Genomic DNA, 22,117 nt, shown 5'->3' with positions numbered 1-22,117 from the left:
GGCGGGCCCCCTTCGTCTAGCGGCCTAGGACGCCGCCCTTTCAAGGCGGTAGCGCGGGTTCGAATCCCGTAGGGGGTACGGATTTTGGAAGTAGCGGGTTCGCCTGCTAGGTTTCAAACCGAGCAAGACCGAGAGCCACAAGCCAGTGGTTCTCAAGAAAAAGAGGTACAGCAAGGCCCTGTGGCGCAGTTGGTTAGCGCGCCGCCCTGTCACGGCGGAGGTCGCGGGTTCGAGTCCCGTCAGGGTCGCTTCACAAGCGATGGCATTCGGTTCGGGTGCCGCCCGGCCAGGTAGCTCAGTTGGTACGAGCGTCCGCCTGAAAAGCGGAAGGTCGCCGGTTCGATCCCGGCCCTGGCCACGAGGTCATGAAAACGGCCACCAGGTCATGAAACTCCCAACTCGTTTCGAGTTGGGAGTTTTCTGCATTTCGGGGTTCCGCCGCACCCATCGGTTTATGCGCATAGAAGTCTTTGACAATGATTTTCATGAGCGGCGAAGCTGTTGGCATGACGAAGACACTCCACGCCCTCGCCTCGGTGACGGTGTTCACAGCCGTGTTGTCGGGATGCTCCGCCGCCGCCGACGAATCCGGACCCGTGTCGGCCACCGCCACGTCGGCACCCGCCGAGCAGCCCTCGCCGCAGCCGCGACTGGCACTTTCCTACGAGGGCGGGGTGATGGTGGTCGACGCGACCACCCTGCGGGTCGTCGACACCCTGCCCGTCGACGGGTTCACCCGACTCAATCCCGCCGGCGACGGCCGGCACGTGCTGGTCACGGCCGGGTCGCAGTTCCGGGTGCTCGACACCGGAACCTGGTCCCAGACGCACGGTGACCACGCCCACCACCGCACCGCCGCGCCCGCGGTCGCGGACTGGGCGTTCGACGCGGACGAGCCGGGGCACGTCGTCCGCCACGCCGGGCGCACCACCCTGTTCGCGGACGGGTCGGGCGAGGTCGTGTCCTTCGATCCCGCCGACCTCGCCGCGGGCAGGCCGGACGTCGACGAGTACTCGGTCCCCATCCCGCACCACGGGGTCGCGGTCACTCTTCCCGACGGTGGGCTGATCACCACGATCGGCGACGACAAGGCCCGCACCGGCATCGTCGTGCTCGACCGCGACCGCCGCGAGATCGCGCGCAACGAGCAGTGCCCGGGCGTGCACGGGGAGGCGGCGGCCGCCGACGAGACGTTCGTGTTCGGCTGCCAGGACGGCATCCTCGTCGTCCGGGACGGTGTGATCACCAAGGTGCAGAGCCCGGACGCGTACGGACGCATCGGAAACCAGGCCGGCAGCGAGGCCTCGCCGATCGTGCTGGGGGACTACAAGACCGACCCGGATGCCGAGCTGGAACGGCCGCAGCGGGTGATGCTCGTCGACACCGTGGCACATCGAGTGACACCGGTCGATCTCGGGGCCAGTTACAGCTTCCGGTCGCTCGGCCGCGGGCCGGACGGCGAGGGCGTGGTGCTCGGCACCGACGGGGCCCTGCACGTGATCGACCCCGAGTCCGGCGCGGTGAGCCGCCGGATCGCGGTGGTCGACCCGTGGACGGAACCGGAGCGCTGGCAGGATCCGCGGCCGACCCTGTTCGTCGAGGGCGCGACCGCCTACGTCACCGACCCGGCCCGCAACGCGCTCACCGCGGTGAACCTGCACACCGGCGAGACGGTCGCGACGACGGAGCTGCCCGAGACGCCGAACGAGTTGACCGGCGTCACCGGCTGACGGCACGACCGGGCCCCCGGCTGAAGATCGAACCGGGGGCCCGGCGAGCATCTGCCGATCAGGCGAGGTCGAACCGATCGAGGTTCATCACCTTCGTCCAGGCCGCGACGAAGTCCGTCACGAACTTCTGCTTTGCGTCGTCGGCGGCGTACACCTCGGCGAGCGCCCGCAGCTGCGAGTTCGAGCCGAAGATGAGATCGACGGCGGTAGCGGTCCACTTCGCCTCTCCGGTGGCACGATCGCGACCCTCGTACACGTTCTCCCCGGACTCCGCAGCCGACCACTCCGTTCCCATGTCGAGGAGATTGACGAAGAAGTCGTTGCTCAACGCCCCGGGCCGGTCGGTCAACACGCCGTGCTTGGTGTCGCCGTGGTTGACGCCGATGCCGCGCAGACCACCGACGAGCACCGTCGCCTCGGGGGCGGTCAGGTTCAGCATGTAGGCCCGATCGAGCAGCAACCGCTCCAGCGGTGCCTTCTCGCCGGTCCGGGCGTAGTTGCGGAACCCGTCCGCCCTGGGTTCCAGCACCGCGAACGACTCCACGTCGGTCTCGTCCTGGGAGGCGTCGGTCCGGCCCGGTGCAAAGGGGACCGTGATGTCGAACCCGGCGTCCTCGGCCGCCTTCTCGACGCCCGCGGATCCGGCCAGCACGATCACGTCGGCCAGTGAAACCTTCTTGCCGCCGGAGGCCGAGCCGTTGAAGTCCTGCGCAATCCGCTCGAGTACGGGCAGTACGTCGGCGAGCCCGGCCGGGTTGTTGACCTCCCAGTCCTTCTGCGGCGCGAGGCGGATCCGCGCACCGTTGGCCCCGCCGCGCTTGTCGGTGCCTCGGAAACTGGCCGCCGCGGCCCAGGCGGTCCCGACCAGTTGCGCGACCGACAGGCCGGACTGCAGCACCTTGCCCTTCAGGTCCGCGATGTCCTTGTCGTCGATCAGCGGGTGGTCGACCGCGGGAACCGGGTCCTGCCACAGCTGGGGCTCCGGAACCCAGGGGCCGAGGTAGCGGGTGACCGGTCCCATGTCGCGGTGCAGCAGCTTGTACCAGGCCTTGGCGAATTCCACGGCCAGCTCTTCGGGATGATCCAGCCAACGTCGGGTGATCTCCCCGTAGATCGGGTCCACCCGCAGCGTGATGTCGGTGACCAACATCGTGGGGGCGCGTCCCGGACCGCCGAACGGATCGGGGATCGTGCCCGCGCCGGCGCCGTCCTTCGCCACGTACTGCCAGGCTCCGGCCGGGCTCTTGGTCAGCTCCCACTCGTAGCCGTAGAGCGTTTCGAGGAAGGTGTTGTCCCACTTGGTCGGGGTCGGCGTCCACACCACCTCGATGCCGCTGGTGATCGCGTCCTTGCCCACGCCGGTGCCGTAGGCGCTCTTCCAGCCGAGTCCCTGCTGCTCGAGAGGCGCGGCCTCCGGTTCCGGTCCGACGAGGGCGGCGTCACCGGCGCCGTGTGTCTTGCCGAAGCTGTGGCCGCCGACGATCAGCGCGGCGGTCTCGACGTCGTTCATCGCCATTCGGCCGAAGGTCTCGCGGACGTCCTTGCCTGCGGCGAGCGCATCGGGTTTCCCGTTCGGCCCCTCCGGATTGACGTAGATCAACCCCATTTGGACCGCGCCAAGGGGATTGTCGAGGTCGCGTTCGCCGCTGTATCGCTCGTCGCCGAGCCACGTGTCCTCCGGCCCCCAGTAGATTTCCTCCGGTTCCCAGATGTCCTCCCGGCCGAAGCCGAAGCCGAAGGTCTCGAAGCCCATCGACTCCAGCGCGCAGTTGCCGGCGAAGACCAGCAGGTCGGCCCACGAGATCTTCTGGCCGTACTTCTGTTTGACCGGCCACAGCAGCCGACGAGCCTTGTCCAGGCTCGCGTTGTCGGGCCAGCTGTTGAGTGGGGCGAAACGTTGGGCGCCCTGGCCGCCGCCACCGCGGCCGTCCGCGATGCGGTAGGTGCCCGCGGCGTGCCAGCTCATCCGGATGAAGAGCGGTCCGTAGTGTCCGTAGTCGGCGGGCCACCAGTCCTGGGAGGTGGTCATCACCTCGAAGACGTCACGTTTGAGTGCGTCGACGTCGAGGCCGGCGAATGCCTCGGTGTAGTCGAAGTTCTCGCCGAGGGGATTGGCGCCGGGCGTCTGTCGGTCGAGGACGCGCAGGTCGAGTTGGTTCGGCCACCAGTCCCGGTTCGTCTGCGGTCGGTGCGCCTGGGGGGTGGGAGACGCGATCGCCGGATTCTCGCTTTCGCTGCGATCGGCGCGGGGTTCCTCGGCGATGGGCTTGGTTTCTTCGGACACGGCATTCCTTCCGGGAGGGGGTGAATCGACGTGTGCTCAGGTGTGCGGTCTCGACGAGAACGAACCTTCGAGAAGCGTGTCCGCATAGGCCGGGTGTACCGGGGCCGCCTCCATCGCCGCGACCCGTGGAGGGGCCGTCCGTGGACCTGCGTCACGCAGCGGTGCTGCGTGGTCCGGCATCGAGGACACATAGTCAATATGGCACTTTTCTGGAATCAGTCAACACTTTGACGGGCCACGAATTGGTCGTGTCACCGGCGGAAAGCGCCGCGGCCCCCGGCTCGAATAGAGCCGGGGGCCGCGGGAGTTCACCGGCGGGGTCTCGCCGGATGGAGCGTCAGATCGAGGCGGTCCAGCTGTCCGGACCGAACACCTCGTAGTGGATCGACGACGCCGGCACCTGCCGCTCGAGGAGCGATTCCCGCACCGCGAGCATGAACGGCATGGGCCCGCACAGGTACACCTGGGTGCCGTCGGCGATGTCCACCGACGCCAGGTCGGCCAGCCCGAGGTGGAGGTTGGCGTCCTGTTCGCGCTGCCCGAGGTCCTCGTACCAGCGGTGCATGGTGGCGAACGGGATCCGCTGCACGAGCTCGGTGAGCTCCGCCCGGTGGGCGTGCCGGCTGGGGGAGCGGTCCGCGTGCAGGACCGAGACCTGCCGTTCGTCGGCGGTGGTCGCGAGGTGGTGGAGGATGCCGATCATCGGAGTGCACCCGATGCCGGCGGAGACCAGCAGCAGCGGGGCGTCGCTCTCCTCGAGCACCAGGTCGCCGAAGGGCAGCGAGACCTGCAGGACGTCGCCTTCGAAGACGTTGTCGTACAGGAAGTTCGAGACCTCTCCTGCCGGCGAGGTGGCCGTCGCCGCGACCGCCTTGACGCTGATCTGCCAGTCGTCCGCGGTGGGAGATCCGACCAGGCTGTACTGCCGGATCTGGCGGGCTCCGTCCGGGAGTGTGACGCCGACCGAGATGTACTGGCCGGGAAGGTAGTCCGGCAGTGGGTGGCCGTCGGCCCGGCTCAGGACGAACGAGGCGGTGTCGGCGGACTGCAGGACCCGCCGGCTCACCACGACCTTCCGCCAGACATCCCCGTCTTCCACCCCGGCATCGGTGTAGAGGCCGTGTTCCATCGCGATCAGGGTGTCGGCCATGAGCCAGTAGAGCTCGTCCCAGGCCGCGGCGACCTCGGGGGTGACGGCGGCGCCGAGCACCTCCACGATCGCCTCGAAGAGGTACTTGTGCACGATCTGGTACTGGTCGGCGGTGATGCCGAGCGAAGCGTGCTTGTTCGCGATGCGCGACATGATCAGGTCGGTGCTCGCGGCGTCGCCGCCGACCTGCATCGCGGCGAAGGCGGCGATCGAACCGGCCAGCGCCTTCTGCTGCTGGCCCTGCTGCTGGTTGCCGCGGTTGAACAGGTCGCGTTCGAGCTCCGGGTGGGCCGCGAACATCTTCTTGTAGAAGAGCGGGGTGATGTCCTCGATGGCTGCCCCGACGACGGGAAGGGTGGCTCGGATGACTTCGGTGGACGCTGCGGAGAGGCTCATGACCTGACGGTATTAATCTTGCATTTGAGATGCAAGATAGTGTGACGCAGTCCACTACGGCATGTAGTAGTCGATGACGGTACTGGTCAGCGCCACGCGGCGAGGCGTCGGCGGCTGGTGAAGGTGCGGGGGCGTCCGCTCAGGGGGTCGGTGAAGGTCAGCGACCGGGCGAGCAGTTGGAGCGGGTTCGAGTAGTCGTCCGGGGCGATGTCGTGCAGCGTCGGATAGAAGTTGTCCCCGACGATCGGGATGCCGAGCGAGTTCAGGTGCACCCGCAACTGGTGCATCTTCCCCGTGTGTGGCAGCAGCCGGTACCGGGCCAACTCGCCGCGGGACTCGATCAGCTCGACCCGGGTCTCCGCATTCGGTTCGCCGGGTACCTCGACGCACCGGAGCTCGCCGTCCGGCTTGACGATGCGGCTGCGGACGGTCCGGGGAAGGGCGAGGCCCGGATCGAACCCGGCGATCGCCTCGTACTCCTTGTGAATCTGCCGGTGCGCGAACAATTCCTGATAGGCGCGGCGCACCTGTGGACGGACCGTGAACACCAGTACTCCCGCGGTCACCCGGTCCAGTCGGTGCACCGGCGTCAGGTCCGGCAGGTCGAGGTCGCGGCGCAGCCGGACCAGCGCCGACTCCACCACGTGCCGGCCACGGGGTGTGCTGGCGAGGAAATGTGGCTTGTCGACGACGAGGAGATCCTCGTCGCGGTGCAGGATCTCCACCTCGAACGGCACCCGCGGCTCGGCGGGTGGGTCTCGGTACAGGTACACGAAAGTGTGTGCCCGATAAGGAGTTTCGCAGGTGATGGGGGTCCCGTGCTCGTCGACGACCTCGGCGGCGTCGACCTTCTCCCGCAGTCGGGTCGTGTCGTCCGGGAACCTGCCGAGGAGGTAGTCGAGCACCGTCGGCCAGGCGCCGTCGGCGGGCAGCCGCAACCGCGTCGGGTTGAGGCCGTCGCGCACGGGCAGTGGAGCGGAGGACACGTGAGAACCGTATGCGGCTCCGCCACCCTTGCGTGAATTTCTCCCCAGAGGGGCCCACTCGGCCGGGGTGAAACATGCACGGATCGGAGGCATTGACGCTGTAACCGGTCGCCGCTACCCTCCGGTAGGTTTGTGGCGCCGGTCACCGGTCTGGGTGGGCCTGGTCGCCTTCCTGACACGAGGGGGTTGTCGGTTGCGCGTGCGTACGAGGTTCCGATGGGGGTCGTTGATCACCGTCCTCGCGGTGGGGGTGGGCATGGCGGTGAGCCCCACCGTCGCCGCCGCGGATCCGTCCGGTGGCGCCGCCGCGCAGCGGTGGCAGGCCACCGCTGACGAGGCGCCGCAGTATCCCGGGATCGCGATCGAGTGGGACGTGCCGATCACGATGAGCGACGGCACCGTGCTGCGGGCCAACGTCTATCGCCCCGCGGACGCGCAGGGCCGCGCCGTCGAGGAGAAGCTGCCGGCGATCCTCAACGTCACCCCGTACACCAAGCTCGTGAGCGCAGTCTCCGACGCGGGCTTGTCGCTTCCCGGGGTGGACGCCACGCTGGTGCCCTTCCTGAACCAGCTCAACCTGACCGGTACTCCGCTCGACGGGCTTCCGGAGCTGACCGGGCTGGTCGCGAGCGGCGGCATGAAGGCGTTCGGCGTCAACCGGCCCCTGGTGCAGAGCGGGTACACGCAGGTCGTCGTCGACGCCCGCGGCACCGGATTCTCCCAGGGCGTATGGGACGTGCTCGGGCCGCGCGAGCAGCAGGACAGCGTGGAGATCATCGACTGGGCGAGCAGGCAGCCGTGGTCCAACGGTGCGGTCGGGATGGGTGGGGTCTCGTACTCCGGTATCAACTCCGTCCAGGCCGCCGGACACCGGCCGCAGGCACTGCAGGCGATCTTTCCCGTGGAACCGGGCAACGATCTCCTTCGCGACATCGTCGGTACCGGCGGCGGGCTCGGCGTCGGTTTCATGCCGCTGTGGCTGACTCTGGTGAACGGAACGAAGCTCATTCCCAACGCCCAGGACATCCTGCGCGGCACCATCGATCAGAAGTGGCTCGCCGATCGCCTCGCCGACCCTGCCGTCAAGATCCCCGAGCTCGTGCAGGCGGTGACGGCGCCGACCGTCGACGAGGTCACCCCGTCCACCCTCGACGTCGCGCAGGACGGGCCGTTCTATCAGCAGCGGCTGGCCGACCTGGACAACATCACCGTGCCGACGATGGTGTTCGGTGGCTGGCACGACATCTTCGCCAACAGCGAGCCGCGGATCTACAACGGCATCAACCTGCCGCCCGGCCGCAAGCAGCTCGTCATGGGCGACACCTATCACCTGAACCCCGGCCAGGGCTTCGGCACCGCCGGTGCGCCGCCCCGGATCGACGTCCTCGAGCGGGCCTGGTTCGACAAGTGGCTCAAGGGGATCGACAACGGCATCGACGAGTACGGCCCGGTGACACTGTGGCAGCAGGGCGGCGGCTGGACCACCACCGACCAGTTCCCCCGTGCGGGATCGGAGTACCAGCGCCTGTATCTGTCGGCGGCACCCAGCGGAACCGCCGGGCACAGCGTGCACGACGGCAGCCTGGTCGTGCAGGCGCCCGGTGACAGCACCCGGCTCACGGTCGCGCCCGGCGTGCGTGGTTTCTGCTCGCGGGACTCCGCGCAGGGAACCGCCGGAGTCACCGTGATCCTGGGCAGCGTGTGCAGCAAGGACTCCCGGATCCAGGAGGGCGACGGTCTGACCTTCACCGGCGCGCCGGTCACCGAACCGACCGCGATCTCCGGCCCGATCAACGTGCACCTCAACACCGTTCACGACGCGCCGGACGGATTCTGGGCGGTGACCGTCAACGACGTCGCGCCCGACGGCACCTCGACCGTTGTCACCAGCGGTGCCCTCACGTCGTCGCTGCGTGCGGTGGACGACGCGAAGTCCGGGAAGGCGCCGAATGGCGACTACACCGACACCCGTCACCACCTGACCCTGGCGCAGCGGCAGCCGACGGTGCCGGGGCAGCGCACGGTCCTCGACGTGAACATGGTGCCCACCGATGCGGTCCTCGCGCCGGGGCATCGGCTGCGCGTGGACGTGTACGCACTCAGCGTGCCTCGGTACCTGCCGCTCGGTCCGATGCGCGCCGACGGCGGGCTCCTCCCGCAGCACCTGCAGTTGGACCCGGCGCAGCCGAGCTTCGTGACCTTCCCGACCCTTGGTGTTGAACACTAAATCCTCTGCATCGGAGTTCCTTTCGTTTCGGTTCTGTGATCGGGCGATTTGCGGTACCGTCCTCCGGCAAAGCCGGTGCCGACGGGCGGCAACGGCCACACGAAATGGAGATGGGTATGGCCCTGGGTTTCATCGCCGACGAGACCACCGACGAGACCGGGGGCGGCGGTTCGTCCCTCACCACGATCATCGACCTGCTCAACTGGATCGCGAGCATGACCCAGGCCGGTGGGGTCACCGCCCCCCAGATCCCCGTGTAGACGGGCTGGGAAGCCGATCGTCGCAGGGGCGCGGAGTGATCCGCGCCCCTACCGTCGTTTTGTGGACGGCTTCCGCGTCAGTCCAGGTCGGTCAGCCGCACCGAGCGTCGCTCGGCCGCTGAGATCCGAATCGCATCCAGGACAGCCTGCCCGGCCACTCCGTCCTCGAAGGTGGCCGGTCGCGGCTCGCCCGCGCCGACCGGCTCGCCGAGGATGCGGCGCCGGAAGGCGTCCGCGAGCCTGGTGTACGGCGCGCGGTCGATCCCGGAGGCGTGCAGCCAGTCGTACGTGGTGGAGAACAGGTCGAACGGCGGCGGTACCGGTGCCCCGGACACCAGGTCGTCCGGCATCGGTACTTCGTGGTCGCCGCTCGCGTCGGCGCGGCGGACCCGGTCCCCGTCGAGCCACAGCGTGCCGGCCGTTCCCGCGACCCGGGTCGTCATCATCATCGGTCCCCAGGCGCCGACGGTGCTCTGCAGTACCCCGTCCACACCGGTGACCGTCCGGAAGTGGACAGTGAACGAGTCCTCGGCGGTCTGTCCGCGATCGGCCACGACCGGAAGCCCTGCGCTGACGGTGTCGAATTCGCCGAGCGTGCAGCGGATCTGGTCGATCATGTGGGTGCCCTGCGCCCCGAGCCACCCGCCGCCGGAGGCTCCGTCCGTCCACCAGTCCGGCGCCTCGGCGCCGTCGGCGGCGAACATCGGCAGGTGCAGCAGCAGAGTGGCCAGTTTGGGCGTGCCGATCACCCCTGCCGCGATCTGCCGGGCCAGTAGCGCCTGGGGCGGCGCGTACCTGAACTCGGTGCCCACCTGGTGCACCACGCCCGCGCGTTCCGCCGCGTCGAGCATCTTGCGTGCCTGCGACAGGTCCGCGGCGAACGGCTTCTCGCAGACCACGTGCAGGCCGTGGCCGACCGCCTCGATCACCAGGTCGGCATGGGTGTGTGGGGGAGTGGCGACGGTGACGGCGTCGATCTCGGTCAGCGACAGCGCCTCCTCGAGCGAGGTGGCCGCATGCGGAATGCCGAACCGCTCCGCCCGCGCGGCGGTGCGCTCCCGATCGCGGCCGATCAGGACTCGAACCTCGAAGCCTGCGTCGCGGAAGGCGGGAACGTGGGTGATGCAGCCGAATCCGGTGCCGATGACGGCGAGTCCGAGTGATCGACCAGGGCTGAGCGGTCCGGTTGTCCGGCTGTCTTGGGCGTCGGTCATGCGAGGGGACGATAGCCGCTTCGTATCCCGCTCGGAGGAACTTCCCGTCTCCCGGGACGGGTCACCGACGTAGGCTGGCGACATGGGGAAATGGACCACTCGCGACATCGCCGACCAGACCGGCCGCACGTTCGTGGTGACCGGTGCGAACAGTGGGCTCGGGGCGGAGGCGGCGACGGCGCTCGGTGCTGCCGGTGCGACCGTGATCCTGGCCTGCCGCAACGTGGACAAGGCCGCCCCGGTGGCCGCACGCATCGGCTCCAACGCGCAGGTCAGACGCCTGGACCTCGCCGACCTCGCGTCGGTGCGCGAGTTCGCGGACGGCGTCGAGCAGGTCGACGTGCTGATCAACAACGCCGGCATCATGGCCGTGCCGAAGTCCACCACCGTCGACGGCTTCGAGTCGCAGTTCGGCACCAACCACCTCGGACACTTCGCCCTGACCGGACTGCTCCTGGACCGGATCGCCGACCGGGTGGTGACCATGTCGAGTCTCATGCACCGGATGGGCGCGATCAACCTCGACGACCCGAACTGGCGGCGCCGCCGGTACAACCGGTGGGCGGCGTACGGACAGTCGAAACTGGCGAATCTGATGTTCGCCTACGAACTCGACCGTCGGCTGACGGCGTCCGGATCGAAGGTGAAATCGCTTGCCGCGCATCCCGGGTACGCGGTGACCGGGCTGCAGAGCCACACCAAGTCGTTCTGGGACCGGTTGATGGTCGTCGGAAACCTGTTCGGGCAGAGCGCCGCGATGGGTGCCCTGCCCGAGTTGTACGCGGCGACCGACGAGTCGGTGACCTCCGGCAGTTACGTCGGCCCGAACGGTCCGTTCGAGCAGCGCGGGTACCCGAAGGTGGTGGGTTCGTCCGGCCGGTCCCACGACCGGGCCGTCGCGGCGTCGCTGTGGGGCGAGTCGGAACGGTTGACCGGCGTCACCTACCGGTTCGAAAAGTAAGAGGAGCAAAGTGATTCGTCGTCTGAACCATGCCGTCCTGTTCGTCTCCGATCTGCAGCGCAGCCTCGCGTTCTACCGCGATGTGCTGGGCTTCCGTCCGCTGCCGGGCGGGTTCGCCGGGGCGGCGTTTCTGCAGGCCTCGGATTCGGCCAACGACCATGACCTCGGGCTGTTCCAGAGCCCGAACGGCCCCGGGGTGCGCCGGCCGGGCGACGTCGGTCTCTACCACCTGGCGTGGGAGGTGGGCACTCTGGCCGAACTCCGGACGATGGCCGAAAAGCTTGGTGCCGCAGGTGTGCTGACCGGTGCGAGCAACCACGGCTCGACGAAGGCGCTGTACGCGAGCGATCCCGACGGCATCGAGTTCGAGGTGTGCTGGCTGGTTCCCGACGACCGGATCGAGGAGGAACTGGTACCGGGGATGCCGCCGACCCGGCCGCTGGACTTCGCCGCCGAGATCGATCGCTACGGAGCCGACACCCTCGGCGGACCGCGCGAAGACCCGGCCGTGTGGCAGCGAATCTTCGCGGGCCGCTGAGGGACCGACGGGCTCAGTCCTCCGTGACGAGGACGGTGACGTCGATGTTCCCGCGGGTGGCGTTCGAGTACGGGCACACCTGGTGTGCCTTGTCGGCGAGCTCCTGTGCCTGATCGCGCGACAGGTGCGGCAGCGACACCTCGAGGGTAACCGCGAGTCCGAAGCCACCGCCCTCGATCTGGCCGATGTCGACGCGGGCGCCGACCGCGGAGTCGGTGACGTCGGCGCCGGCCTGGCGGGCCACCATCCGCAGTGCGGAGTGGTAGCAGGCCGCGTAGCCGATCGCGAACAGCTGTTCCGGGTTGGTGCCCTCGCCGGTGCCGCCCATCTCGACCGGGATCGCGAGGGTCAGGTCGAGGCGCCCGTCGGAGCTGCGGCCCTGGCCGTTGCGGCCGTCGCCGGTGACGAGGGCTTCGGCGGTGTAGATGGCTTCCATTCGATTCTCCTTGCGGTGTCGGGTTATTCGGGTGAAACGTTCGGTTGCGCCGCTTCGCGCAGAGCGGCGGTGAGGCGCTCGAGGGTCGACCGCAGCGCGATGGCCTCCTCGGCCGGCAGCCCGATGCACCCGGCGAGGTGCCGGGGTATGCCCAGTGCGCGTCCGCGCAGCGCCCGCCCGGCGTCGGTGAGGTGGATCTGGACGCGGCGTTCGTCCTCCGGCAGCCGGCGCCGCTCGATCAGATCGAGCGTCTCCATCCGCTTGAGCAGCGGGGAGAGGGTGCCGGTGTCGAGGTCGAGCGCGTCGCCGATCTCGCGCACGCCGCGCCCGTCGCGCTCCCAGAGCACGAGCAGCACCAGGTACTGCGGGTAGGTGATGCCGAGTTCGTCGAGCAGCGGGCGGTAGACCGCGGTGGTGGCCCGCGACGCCGCGTACAACGCGAAGCACAGCTGATTGTCGAGGGCGAGTTCGTCGGTCACCCGCACAAAGGTAGTGCACGGTTTGATTGTGCACAACCTTTCTGCACGAGGGGTATCGGTATCCGTAGCGGCGCGGACCGCCGCACCCGGGCAACGGGCGACTCGGCCCGCCCCTGACGTGGGACGGGCCGAGTCGCGCAAATGCCTCAGACCGTGGTCGGCTTCCAGGTCGACACGGCCCAGATCACCACGATGTCGAGAGCGATGATCAGGATCGACCACCACGGGTAGTAGGGAATCCAGAGGAAGTTCGCGATGATCGAGATCGCGGCGACCACGATCGCCGACACCCGCGCCCACCCAGCGCCCGTGAACAGTGCGAAGCCGACCCCTGCGACGATCACACCGAGCACGATGTGGATCCAACCCCAGGTGGTCAGGTCGAATTTGTAGACGTAGTCGATGCCCACCACGAACACTTCGTTCTCGGCGACCGCGGCGATCCCCTGGAAGAACTGGACGATGCCGACGGTCACCATGATGATGGCCGCTCCGAGCGACGTCCCCGCCGCCCAGCCCTGCTTCGTTGACATAGTTTCGGACATGATCGTCCCCTTCCGTAGGACTGATCGATCCTGAGCGCGGGCGGGCGCCCGACGCTCCCATTGTCGGCGACAGTTCGCCAATCCGCCTGTTGGCGAGTCCGGTTCGTGTCCTGACCAAGGTCACGCCCAGGGGACACGCCTGTCCCACCACGGCAGGGTGGCGGGTGCCTCGACTTCGACCGTCGCGTCCCGGTACCGCTCGTCGAGGCGGGTCACCGCCGCGCGGAGACGATGGGCGCGGCGGCCGTCGCGTCGCATGAGGCTCTCCAACCGGTCCCGGGGACCGTCGCCGAGGAGCCGGGCGTCGCACGCGGGGCAATCGGTGAGTTCGCCGCTGATGACGGTCCTGGCGGCGATCGCGTTGTCGATCACCGGTCCCCGTCGTGGGCCGCGTTCGACGGAGCGTTCGACCGACTCCACGCGTTGACGCCATTGCGCCAGGTAGCGGATCGCCGCGCCGTCCTGACGCGCGGCGCGCGTGCGGTGCCGGTTCACCGGCGAGGAAGGGACGCGGCCCCTTCGTGGATGGGCGCACGTACTGCGCGCGTGGGTGTGTCGGTAACGCTGTTGCGGTGGCGGCCCGCATCGTCCGGGATGCGGCGTGCGCGTTCGGAGTTCATTGTTCAGCCCCGCACACTCGGCAAGGTCCGAGCGTCGACGCACTCGGGTGCGGGGTCACCGTGACGGGCAGCGTAACAGGCTCGCCGGAGAATGATGTGGTGTGGCTACCGGCGGTGAACCCGGTGTTTGCGAAGCCTAACGACCAGTGACAACCGCACATCCGGGAGAGCAGGATGAACGCACCTGCCTTTCAGGGGTTGTCGCCCATGGAGATGGGGATCCGGCAGTCGACGGCCCAGGTCCACGACGGCTTTTCATTACTCCACGGATCTGTCCACTTTCCGGTAGGGGAGGTCGAACGATGCGTCGTCTCGTCATGTGCTGCGACGGAACCTGGAACACGCCGGGCCAGTTGGCACCTTCGAATGTGCGCCGCTTCTACAGCGCCCTGGTGGATACCGCGACGGACGGGGAGGCCGCGACCGACGGGCACGAGCAGTTGACGCAGTACCAGCCCGGGGTGGGGACCACCGGTGGTGGCCTGTTCGGCTGGCTGCTGGGGGGAGCCGCCGGGGTCGGGCTGTCGAGCGACGTGATGGACGCCTACCACTGGCTGACCACTGTGTACCGGCCCGGGGACACCATCGCGCTGTTCGGGTTCAGCCGCGGCGCGTTCACCGCGCGGAGCCTCGCCGGGATGATCGCGGCGTGCGGGCTGATCGACACCACCTGCCTGGACGAGGCCGCGACCTGGCGTCAGATCCGGGACGCGTATCTGCGGCGATACCGGCGCGGACGGGACGCCGATCCGGGCTGGAGCGACGGTCTCCGCTTCACGTACAGCGCCGAGCATCCGGATCGGATCCCGGTGGACTTCATCGGGGTGTGGGACACCGTCGGAGCGTTGGGTGTCCCGGACACGCTCGGGTGGACCAACCTGCTGGACCCGCCGACCCGGTACGCCTTCCACGACGTCAAGTTCAACCGCCATGTGCGGCACGGAAGGCACGCGGTGGCGCTGGACGAGCTGCGGGCACCGTTCACACCGACGTTGTGGTCCGATCTGGAGCCGGGCCAGGACGTCAAGCAGGTGTGGTTCCCTGGCAGCCACATGGATGTCGGTGGCGGGCACCCGCAGACGGGGCTGAGTGATGGTGCGCTGCAATGGATGATCGACGAGTCACACGAGGCGATCGAGCTCGCGTTCCGCGGTGCGGTCGAAAAACAGATCCAACCCGACCCGCTCGGCATGCTGCACGACGACAACCAAGGTATCTACGGCCTGCTCGAGCCGCTGTACGAGCCCGTCCTGCGCTCGCTGATCGAGCCGTTCATGCAGCCGCGGCCCCGCGCCATCCCCAAGATCGAGGCGAGCGAGAGAAACCCCTCGGTGCACGAGTCGGTGTACGACCGGCAGGATGAACCACCGATCACCAGCGGCCCGTACCGGACCACCCGGACCCTCGCGCCCGGCGCGTCCGCCACGGTAGGCGTATCCGCCCGCGATCCGTGGAACTGGACCGGCCTCTACCTCGACGCCGGCGAGTACACCTTCGCCGCCACCGGCGAATGGACGGACCAGAACGTCGCGTCCGGCCCGGCCGGCACCACCGGCTGGGCGCGGTTCCATCCCCGGGAGGCGCTCCGCCTCGCCGGCACCGTGCTCGGTCAGGGCGAGCGGTTGTTCCGGCGCGTGACCGGGAACCCACAGGCCGACTTCCTGCTGGCCCGCCGGGACGAAGACCAGCCGTGGATGTCGCTGATCGGCGTCGTCGCCAACGACGCGATCGCCGTCAAGGGTGCGCAGGCCCTGCACGAGCGCATCGCCATCGGTGCGGGAACCGTCCACCGGGTGTGCCGCTCCGGATATCTGTACGCCTTCGCGAACGACGCGTGGGGCTTCTACGGCAACAACAAGGGCAGTGTGCACCTCAGGGTGACCAGGACGCGGTGACGGCGGTGGTCCCGCGGGGCGACCGAAACAAAGGCCGGCGCGACCACCTCGACCCAGTGAATGGCAGGGTCAGCCGAGAGCCTGAAGGCGGCCCTGCTTCCGGGCCTGCGCCAGTCCGCGCCGTGCCAGAAAGCCGTTGGCCAACAGGATGATCGTCTTGTTCGCCGGCGCGCGGAATCCGGACTCGGTGTGCGGCGCGTACACCGCCCCGTCGTCGGTGACCTCGATCCAGCCGGTGTTCTGGCGGGACTCGAGGCCGATGAGCTGGGCTCCGTAGGAATGCGCGAGCAAGCCGGCGCGGCGGCCGCCGTGAGGAACCCAGGTGGGCACCCGCAGGTGCACACCCGCGGAATCCGCCGACATCACCTCGACCGGGGCGACGGCGGGAGATCCGTCTCCCTGCCGGTACGCGAGCAGCACGTGCGGCAGCGTCGCTGCACGTGCGCCGGTCCGTGCGGCATCCACTCGTGGGCCGGTGCCCTTCTTCGGCGGGGTCTGCGGTTCGGCGGGACGGTCGGGCAGCAGCTCACCGAATATCTCCGGTTCGCCCGCCGCGCGCAGGTCTGGCCAGGAGACGACCCGGGACGCCGTCACCGTCACCAGTACCCGATCCTCGTAGTAGGCGTGTAGCCAGCGACTCCAGAACCAGCCCCGTCGCGGTGCGCCCAGGTACGGCTCCGAACGCCGGCCGATGTCCTCGACGGTGGAGCGGTCGGGGTGGGCGTCGAAGTTCGCCTCGCCCTGGACGAGCACGAACCGTCGATTGCTGGTGTCGCCGAGGCCGTGTTCGCGTGCGTGGTAGGCCAGCGCGACCCGGGGATTGTCCCTGATGCGTTCGAGTTTGCGGCCGAAGCCGAGGGAGGTGGTGAAACTGACGGTGCCGCGTTCGCGGTCGCGCGGACCGAATGGCGAGACGCTCGTCACCACCGCACCCCCTGTCGGGGTCAGGCAGGCGAGACCGCAGGTGAGATCGCCGCCGAGGATGTCGTCGACGCCGTCCGACCAGGTGACCGGCATGATGCGAGCCTACCCGCCCGATCGGCAGCGGAGCGATGCGCAGCTGTTGGGAAGGATTTTCCCCGTACGGTGGAGCGATCCTTCCCGATCGACCGCGTTCGCTGCGTGGGCCTCGACGCGGGTAGTGGTTGGCGTGAGTTTCCTTCCAGCACCGGTGACTTCGCAGGGAATGGGGGTGGTGGAGTTGGCGCCTGGCGAGCAGAGGTCACCCCTGGAGTATTCGGCGGGACAGGAACTCGATCTGGTCGCGCAGGACGGTCGTCTGCCAGGGATCGCGGTACACGTCGAAGTGGTCCACGGGATAATTCCGCAGTTCGCTCGGAGCGGTCGCCTTGCGCGCGGCCCGCTCGGCAGCAGGTGACGAGACGACCGTGTCGAGGTCGCCGACCTGTATCAGCAGTGGCACAGCAATCTTGCGGACACTCAGCACCGGGCGGTTGAACGCGACGTCGAGGGTGCAACGGGCGCGCACTTCGTTGCGCCACGACGGACCCACCACTGCGAGAAACTCCTCCAGCGCACCGTCTTTGGCGATCACGGCCGACGATCCGGCCGGTCCCACCGCGGGAAGCATGTGCGGGCGTCGACCGACGCGGTCGCGCAGGCCGGCCCAGGTGAGTGCGAGAATCTTGCCGATCCCCTCAGACTTGACGACCATGCCGAGCACCGGCACTCCGTCGACCGCGGGTGTGAGCGAGAGGACCGCGGCGATCCGCTGGTCGTGCGCGGCGACGTCCAGCACGTGTCCACCGGAGTACGACGTACCCCACAGGACGATCCGGTCGGGGTCGACCCCGGCCAGTCGCCGGGCGGCAGCGACCGCGGCACGGTAATCGGCCCGCTGGCCGCGGTAGTCGACGTGCTGGCGCATCTCACCATCGGACCCGCCGAACCCGCGATAGTCGAAGAGCAGTACGTCGAGGCCTGCCGCGGCGAACCCCTCGGCGTAACCCTCGAGGCCGGCATCCCGTGTGCAGCTGAAGCCGTGGGCCATCACGACACACGGGCGACCGGCCTCGGTTTCGAACGCCGCGCCTTGCCCGGTGTAATGCCATGCGGCACAGGTGGTGCCCGCGCTGCGGAAGGTGACGTCGGTGCGGCTCATGCCACACTCCCCGCCGCGGTCAGCCGCACACGGTCGGCGCTGCGCCCGAATTCCAGGGTGCCGTCGTCGATCGGACCCGCGAGGCGTTCGAGGTCGAAACCGTAGTGGCTCTTGAAACTCCACGGCCCGTCCTTGACCTGGCGCGGGAAGGCGGTGATGCTTCGGTTCACGTAGTTGGCCTTGAGATCGTCGATCATCGGCTCTCGCTCGGCGTCGGCGTCGTCGAGCCGAGGTACGACGGTGTCGAAGCCTCGAGCGTCCATCAGCTCGAGCAGCCGTGCGAGGTAGTCGCTGGCGAGGTCGATCTTGAGGGTCCACGAGTTGTTGGTGTAGCCGAATCCGAAGAAGAAGTTCGGTACGCCACTGAGCATCACCGACTTGTGGGCGACGGTATCGGACCAGTCGATAGGCTCGCCGTCCACCTCGACCGCGATGCCACCGAAGGGCAGCAACTTCAGGCCGGTGGCAGCGACCACGATGTCGGCGGCCAGGAACTGACCCGACGTCAGTTCGATGCCCTCCGGGACGAACCGCTCGATCGTGTCGGTGGCGATCGTGGCGCGTCCGCGCTTGATGGCCCCGTATAGGTCGGCATCGGGGACGAAGCACATCCGCTGTTCCCACGGGTTGTAGGAGGGGTTCAGATGGGTGTCGACGTCGAAGCCGCTCGGCAGGAACGCCTTGTTGATCTGCCGGACCAGCTTCCGCATGAGACGCGGATAGCGTCGGCTGAGGCTCACCACCGTGCGCAGTCGCTGGATGTTGGCCTTGCGGGTCAGCTCGAAAGCGGTGGTGGTGGGCAGGAAGCGCCGCAGCAGATCGAAGACCACGTCCTTGGCCGGGAGCGGCAGGATGTAACTGGGCGAGCGCTGCAGCATCGTGACGAACTCGGCCTTCTCCGCCAAGGCGGGCAGCAGGGTCACGGCCGTGGCGCCACTGCCGATCACCACCACGCGCTTGCCCGCGTAGTCCAGGTCCTCGGGCCACTGCTGTGCGTGGACCAGTGTTCCGGCGAAGTCCTGCTCGCCCTCCCACGTCGGGCGGTGGCCGCCGGCGTGATCGAAATACCCTGTGCCGGAAACGATCCACCGCGCCCGTAGTGTATCCACCTCTCCGGTGGCGACGTCGCGCAGCGTCACCGTCCACTGCGACTCCGCCGACGACCAGGCCAGTGATTCGACGCGGGTGCCCAGGCGCAGTCGGTCGGCGAGGCCGAATTCGTCGACCGTCTCGACGAGGTACTCCTTGATTTCGGCGCCCGGCGCGATGGCCTTCTCCTTGGTCCACGGCTTGTACTGGTAGCCGTAGGTGATCAGGTCGGAGTCCGACCGGATGCCGGGATAGCGGAACAGGTGCCAGGTGCCTCCGACTTCCTCGTGGGCGTCGACGATCAGCACGGACTTCTCGGGCTTCTCGACTTTCAGGCGCGACGCGAATCCGAGTCCGGTGAGGCCGGCGCCGATGACGAGCAGATCAACCTCGGGGGCGCCCGAGGGGTGCGCATGTGCTTCCGCGGTGCGAGTGGGGACGGGTCGCGTTGTCTTCGTCACGACAACTCCTATCTGGTCGATATGCCCATCGTCACGTGACGTAGATCACCAGGCAACGGCGATATGCACAGAAATTGGAGAAGGAATAGGCAGATGCACAAGAGGGGTAGGGTTCAGTCGTGCCGACCGGTAACGAACCGAATCCTCGACAGGCGTCGAGCGCACAGCGCCGGGGCGTCGAGAATCTTGTGCGCACAGTGGCGACCTGGTCACTCGACCCGGACAGCGGAGCGCTGTCTCGCGTCGAGGACGCAGCGCTCACCGGGGTCGGCGATCCGTTCAACACCGATCCCGTGATGGTGCAGGAGGTACGGGAGTCGACCCGCCTCAACGTCCAGCACTGGGCGACGACGATTGCGGCCAACCCATACGATCCCGTGATGCCGACGCTCGCACTGCCCGTTGTCGGCATCGCCCGAGAGGTGATCCGGCGGGGCGCCGATCGCGCGATATGGAAGGCGTACCACGTCGCGAAGGAGGAGGCCTGGCGGCTGTGTATGCAGCGAATCTTCGAACTGGAAGCGGATCCGGCGATCCTGGCCCCGGCGCTGGATCTGATCTCCCGCTCGCTGGAATCGTTGATCGAAACCACCCTCGACCAGCTGACGGCGCTCGTCCAGCGGGAACGTGAGGACTACCTGTGGCAGTCGCACACCGAGCGACTCGCGACCGTCACCCAACTCCTGGACGAGGACCCGACGGACATCGGTGTCGCCGAGCGCCGCCTGGGCTACCGACTGGGCGGCAACCAACTCGCCGGTGTGCTGTGGACCGTCGCCTCCATGCCCGACCAAGCCGCGCTGATGAGAACGGCGACCGAACTGATGCGGCGCGCCGGGGCGACGCAGGTGTTGGCCGTGCCCGCCAGTTCCTCCTCGCTGTGGCTCTGGCTGGGGTCCCACGAGCCACTGGACCCGCGGGTCCTCGCCGACGCCTTCGGCGACGGCTCTGTTGCGCCCGAAGAGCGTGCAGTGCGTCTGGCGGTGGGGGGCAACGGCATCGACGTCGAGGGCTTCCGGCGCAGCCATTTCGAGGCGGTGAGCGCCCAACTGCTCCTGCTCCGCACGCATCAGGTGCGCGCGGCGGCCTTCGACGACGTCGCCCTGGTCCACCTCGCGACCCAGAACGAGCAGGCGGCTCGCGCTTACGTCTCCCGGGTCCTGGGGCGGCTGTCCACCGCCGACCCGGACCTGCGCAAGACCGTGCGTGTCTACGTCCGCGAGGGCCACAGCGCCGCTCGTGCCGCCCGTGCCCTGTTCACGCACCGGAACACGGTGCTCAATCGTGTGCAGCGCGCCGAGCAGCTGCTGCCTCAGCGTTGGGCCGCAGGCTCATTGGAGGTCGGCGTGGCCCTCGAGATCGACCACTGGCTCGGACCACGAGGCTGATTCACCTGGCTCGGAGGCCTCGAAGGCCTCGGAGCCGCGAGGGTCGTGGCTGGGCGTTCGCCGGTCACAGTGCGGTCGGAGATCGGTGCCCTGCCCGACGGGCGCGGCAGCGGCCTTTCATCGTTGTCGAGTCTGAACGTGCTCGTCGAGGAATCGCTGTGTCATCTCGGCAATCGCGCCCGCGTGGGCGTGGAACAGGTAGTGGTGGCCGTTCATGATCGTGATCCGTTGGATTGCCGGGTTGCTGATCGCGGCGCGGTGCGAGGGTTCCCACTCCGGTTCCACTTCGAGGGAGGATGCGACGAGGATCGACAGGGCGGGCAGAGTCGGTGGGAACATGGCGCCCTCGGCTGCTCGCACGTTCTCCGCCCCGCGGGCCATTTCGTCCAGCACGGTTGGGTTCAACACCCACGCGTACGCACGCAGGTACAGGTCCTGCTGGTCCGGGGTGTATTCGGCCGCGTCGCCGAGGCTGTCCCGGTAGTCGGCCACCAGCCCCAGGTAGTCGGTGCTCTTGTCGAGGGCGATCAGGTCCCGGGTTCCGCCGATTGCGTTGACGCCGGCCATCCACCTCGGCCAGTCGGGGGAGTCCTGGGCGCCGGCCGAGGTGTAGCGCTCGTCGTCCAGGCCCACCACTGCGGCGACCTCGTCCGGGTGGTGGGTGGCCCACCGCATCGCATACAGACCCGAAATCGAGTGGGGCATCAGGACGTAGGGGCCGTTGAGTCCCAGTTCTCGGAGCGCGGACCGGGTCTCGTCGACGATCGCCTCGCTGGTGCGGCGGTTGTCGGTGCCGTCGCTGAGACCGAGCCCGAACGGCTCGACGGTGACGACCGTGTTCTGCGCGGCCAGGTTCCGAGCCAGTGGGGTGAAGCCGAGGATCGGTTCCGGTGTGGCCAGGCCGGGCATCAGTACGATGGTTCGCGGTCCTGAACCCTGGACCGCGACGCTCATCCGGTGCCCGTTGACGTCGACGTACCGGTGCTCGGGGCCGATCAGTCGTTCGATGGCCTGCTTGTCACGTGGCGTCTGCCACCAGTGGACCGTCGTTGAAGTTGCAACGGCAACAACGACTATCGAAACAAGTCCGATGAACATCCATCGCATGACACGTAACAGCATGCGTCGCGGCTTCAGGATCGGTGAATCCGTCTCTGCCCCTGGTTGATCGCCATCCGCTCGCTCGCCTGTCTCCGCATCGGCGGCAGACGGATCAGACCTCCCCGGTATCCCCATTCGCCCAACCTAGCCGACGTCGCGTTCGCAGCCGAGAGGTTTACTACAATTCGTAGTAAACAAGTCTTCGCGCCAGGCACCGGGTGCCAATCGCTCGAAC

At 68.3% G+C, this 22,117-nt stretch carries 19 protein-coding genes and 3 tRNA genes; 10 read left to right on the top strand and 12 right to left on the bottom strand.

What is annotated here, in order from left to right:
- Positions 1 to 5 precede the first annotated feature (5 nt).
- The 4 genes from ACWDUM_RS04470 (at position 6) to aztD (ending at position 1,730) form a co-directional block, all read left to right on the top strand.
- Positions 6 to 78: transfer RNA gene (locus ACWDUM_RS04470), tRNA-Glu, on the top strand.
- Positions 79 to 174: 96 nt separating this feature from the next.
- Positions 175 to 248: transfer RNA gene (locus tag ACWDUM_RS04465), tRNA-Asp, on the top strand.
- A 36-nt stretch (positions 249 to 284) separates the two neighbouring features.
- Positions 285 to 358 (top strand) — tRNA-Phe (locus ACWDUM_RS04460).
- 148 nt (positions 359 to 506) lie between these two features.
- Positions 507 to 1,730 carry a zinc metallochaperone AztD gene (gene aztD / locus ACWDUM_RS04455; RefSeq protein WP_450133029.1) on the top strand — a complete coding sequence of 408 codons (1,224 nt, stop codon included), beginning with the start codon at positions 507 to 509 and terminating at the stop codon, positions 1,728 to 1,730.
- A 58-nt stretch (positions 1,731 to 1,788) separates the two neighbouring features.
- Here the strand turns inward: aztD and katG are convergent, their stop codons facing one another.
- The 3 genes from katG to ACWDUM_RS04440 all read right to left on the bottom strand — a co-directional run bounded on the left by katG (position 1,789) and on the right by ACWDUM_RS04440 (position 6,546).
- Complete coding sequence (gene katG / locus ACWDUM_RS04450) at positions 1,789 to 4,014, bottom strand: catalase/peroxidase HPI (protein ID WP_450133028.1); 2,226 nt, start codon at positions 4,012 to 4,014, stop codon at positions 1,789 to 1,791.
- Positions 4,015 to 4,351: 337 nt separating this feature from the next.
- Positions 4,352 to 5,560 carry a globin domain-containing protein gene (locus tag ACWDUM_RS04445; RefSeq protein WP_450133027.1) on the bottom strand — a complete coding sequence of 403 codons (1,209 nt, stop codon included), beginning with the start codon at positions 5,558 to 5,560 and terminating at the stop codon, positions 4,352 to 4,354.
- An 86-nt stretch (positions 5,561 to 5,646) separates the two neighbouring features.
- Positions 5,647 to 6,546, bottom strand: a complete 900-nt coding sequence (locus ACWDUM_RS04440; RefSeq protein WP_450133026.1) for an RluA family pseudouridine synthase — start codon at positions 6,544 to 6,546, stop codon at positions 5,647 to 5,649.
- Between the two features lie 256 nt (positions 6,547 to 6,802).
- Here ACWDUM_RS04440 and ACWDUM_RS04435 point away from each other — a divergent pair, with 256 nt between their 5' ends.
- Both ACWDUM_RS04435 and ACWDUM_RS04430 read left to right on the top strand, forming a co-directional pair.
- Complete coding sequence (locus tag ACWDUM_RS04435) at positions 6,803 to 8,773, top strand: CocE/NonD family hydrolase (protein WP_450133327.1); 1,971 nt, start codon at positions 6,803 to 6,805, stop codon at positions 8,771 to 8,773.
- 116 nt (positions 8,774 to 8,889) lie between these two features.
- Complete coding sequence (locus tag ACWDUM_RS04430; RefSeq protein ID WP_450115091.1) at positions 8,890 to 9,033, top strand: hypothetical protein; 144 nt, start codon at positions 8,890 to 8,892, stop codon at positions 9,031 to 9,033.
- Positions 9,034 to 9,110: 77 nt separating this feature from the next.
- Here the strand turns inward: ACWDUM_RS04430 and ACWDUM_RS04425 are convergent, their stop codons facing one another.
- Positions 9,111 to 10,247 carry a Gfo/Idh/MocA family protein gene (locus ACWDUM_RS04425; protein ID WP_450133025.1) on the bottom strand — a complete coding sequence of 379 codons (1,137 nt, stop codon included), beginning with the start codon at positions 10,245 to 10,247 and terminating at the stop codon, positions 9,111 to 9,113.
- Positions 10,248 to 10,329: 82 nt separating this feature from the next.
- Between ACWDUM_RS04425 and ACWDUM_RS04420 the strand changes: the two genes are divergently transcribed.
- Together ACWDUM_RS04420 and ACWDUM_RS04415 are read left to right on the top strand one after the other, a co-directional pair.
- A complete protein-coding gene (locus ACWDUM_RS04420) occupies positions 10,330 to 11,208 on the top strand; it encodes an oxidoreductase (protein WP_450133024.1) in 879 nt (292 codons plus the stop codon).
- A 13-nt stretch (positions 11,209 to 11,221) separates the two neighbouring features.
- Positions 11,222 to 11,746 (top strand): VOC family protein, encoded by a 525-nt coding sequence (locus ACWDUM_RS04415; RefSeq protein WP_450133326.1) that lies wholly within the window; start codon positions 11,222 to 11,224, stop codon positions 11,744 to 11,746.
- 13 nt (positions 11,747 to 11,759) lie between these two features.
- On the opposite strand, the gene ACWDUM_RS04410 is transcribed toward ACWDUM_RS04415, so the two are convergent.
- From ACWDUM_RS04410 to ACWDUM_RS04395, 4 genes are all read right to left on the bottom strand, one after another.
- A complete protein-coding gene (locus ACWDUM_RS04410; protein ID WP_450115088.1) occupies positions 11,760 to 12,182 on the bottom strand; it encodes an organic hydroperoxide resistance protein in 423 nt (140 codons plus the stop codon).
- 23 nt (positions 12,183 to 12,205) lie between these two features.
- Entirely contained in the window at positions 12,206 to 12,661 is a 456-nt protein-coding gene (locus ACWDUM_RS04405; RefSeq protein ID WP_450115087.1) for a MarR family winged helix-turn-helix transcriptional regulator, read from the bottom strand.
- Between the two features lie 146 nt (positions 12,662 to 12,807).
- Complete coding sequence (locus tag ACWDUM_RS04400; RefSeq protein WP_450115086.1) at positions 12,808 to 13,206, bottom strand: DUF7144 family membrane protein; 399 nt, start codon at positions 13,204 to 13,206, stop codon at positions 12,808 to 12,810.
- A gap of 120 nt (positions 13,207 to 13,326) precedes the next feature.
- On the bottom strand, positions 13,327 to 13,701 hold the full coding sequence (locus ACWDUM_RS04395; protein WP_450133023.1) for a hypothetical protein: 375 nt from the start codon (positions 13,699 to 13,701) through the stop codon (positions 13,327 to 13,329).
- A gap of 427 nt (positions 13,702 to 14,128) precedes the next feature.
- On the opposite strand from ACWDUM_RS04395, the gene ACWDUM_RS04390 reads away from it, so the two are divergent.
- Positions 14,129 to 15,721: a DUF2235 domain-containing protein gene (locus ACWDUM_RS04390; protein WP_450133022.1), complete on the top strand. Its 1,593-nt coding sequence runs from the start codon at positions 14,129 to 14,131 to the stop codon at positions 15,719 to 15,721.
- Positions 15,722 to 15,790: 69 nt separating this feature from the next.
- Here the strand turns inward: ACWDUM_RS04390 and ACWDUM_RS04385 are convergent, their stop codons facing one another.
- From ACWDUM_RS04385 to ACWDUM_RS04375, 3 genes are all read right to left on the bottom strand, one after another.
- Positions 15,791 to 16,738, bottom strand: a complete 948-nt coding sequence (locus ACWDUM_RS04385) for a hypothetical protein (protein ID WP_450133021.1) — start codon at positions 16,736 to 16,738, stop codon at positions 15,791 to 15,793.
- A gap of 205 nt (positions 16,739 to 16,943) precedes the next feature.
- A complete protein-coding gene (locus tag ACWDUM_RS04380) occupies positions 16,944 to 17,843 on the bottom strand; it encodes an alpha/beta hydrolase (protein WP_450133020.1) in 900 nt (299 codons plus the stop codon).
- On the bottom strand, positions 17,840 to 19,393 hold the full coding sequence (locus ACWDUM_RS04375; RefSeq protein ID WP_450133019.1) for a flavin-containing monooxygenase: 1,554 nt from the start codon (positions 19,391 to 19,393) through the stop codon (positions 17,840 to 17,842). Before ACWDUM_RS04375 ends, ACWDUM_RS04380 begins: the two co-directional genes overlap by 4 nt.
- Positions 19,394 to 19,590: 197 nt before the next feature.
- Between ACWDUM_RS04375 and ACWDUM_RS04370 the strand changes: the two genes are divergently transcribed.
- Positions 19,591 to 20,781: a PucR family transcriptional regulator gene (locus tag ACWDUM_RS04370; RefSeq protein ID WP_450133018.1), complete on the top strand. Its 1,191-nt coding sequence runs from the start codon at positions 19,591 to 19,593 to the stop codon at positions 20,779 to 20,781.
- A gap of 117 nt (positions 20,782 to 20,898) precedes the next feature.
- Here ACWDUM_RS04370 and ACWDUM_RS04365 read toward each other — a convergent pair whose 3' ends face one another.
- On the bottom strand, positions 20,899 to 21,879 hold the full coding sequence (locus tag ACWDUM_RS04365) for an alpha/beta fold hydrolase (RefSeq protein WP_450133017.1): 981 nt from the start codon (positions 21,877 to 21,879) through the stop codon (positions 20,899 to 20,901).
- Positions 21,880 to 22,117: the final 238 nt, after the last annotated feature.

Source organism: Rhodococcus sp. NPDC003322 (assembly GCF_053589555.1).
The sequence above is the reverse complement of the archived record's forward strand: the minus strand, read 5'-3'. Positions and strand labels throughout refer to the sequence as shown.

Coding starts and splice junctions, on each gene's coding strand:
- aztD (WP_450133029.1), top strand. CDS start 507: ATGACGAAGACACTCCACGCCCTCGCCTCGGTGACGGTGTTCACAGCC.
- ACWDUM_RS04445 (WP_450133027.1), bottom strand. CDS start 5,560: ATGAGCCTCTCCGCAGCGTCCACCGAAGTCATCCGAGCCACCCTTCCC.
- ACWDUM_RS04435 (WP_450133327.1), top strand. CDS start 6,803: ATGGCGGTGAGCCCCACCGTCGCCGCCGCGGATCCGTCCGGTGGCGCC.
- ACWDUM_RS04430 (WP_450115091.1), top strand. CDS start 8,890: ATGGCCCTGGGTTTCATCGCCGACGAGACCACCGACGAGACCGGGGGC.
- ACWDUM_RS04425 (WP_450133025.1), bottom strand. CDS start 10,247: ATGACCGACGCCCAAGACAGCCGGACAACCGGACCGCTCAGCCCTGGT.
- ACWDUM_RS04420 (WP_450133024.1), top strand. CDS start 10,330: ATGGGGAAATGGACCACTCGCGACATCGCCGACCAGACCGGCCGCACG.
- ACWDUM_RS04410 (WP_450115088.1), bottom strand. CDS start 12,182: ATGGAAGCCATCTACACCGCCGAAGCCCTCGTCACCGGCGACGGCCGC.
- ACWDUM_RS04400 (WP_450115086.1), bottom strand. CDS start 13,206: ATGTCCGAAACTATGTCAACGAAGCAGGGCTGGGCGGCGGGGACGTCG.
- ACWDUM_RS04390 (WP_450133022.1), top strand. CDS start 14,129: ATGCGTCGTCTCGTCATGTGCTGCGACGGAACCTGGAACACGCCGGGC.
- ACWDUM_RS04385 (WP_450133021.1), bottom strand. CDS start 16,738: ATGCCGGTCACCTGGTCGGACGGCGTCGACGACATCCTCGGCGGCGAT.
- ACWDUM_RS04380 (WP_450133020.1), bottom strand. CDS start 17,843: ATGAGCCGCACCGACGTCACCTTCCGCAGCGCGGGCACCACCTGTGCC.
- ACWDUM_RS04365 (WP_450133017.1), bottom strand. CDS start 21,879: ATGTTCATCGGACTTGTTTCGATAGTCGTTGTTGCCGTTGCAACTTCA.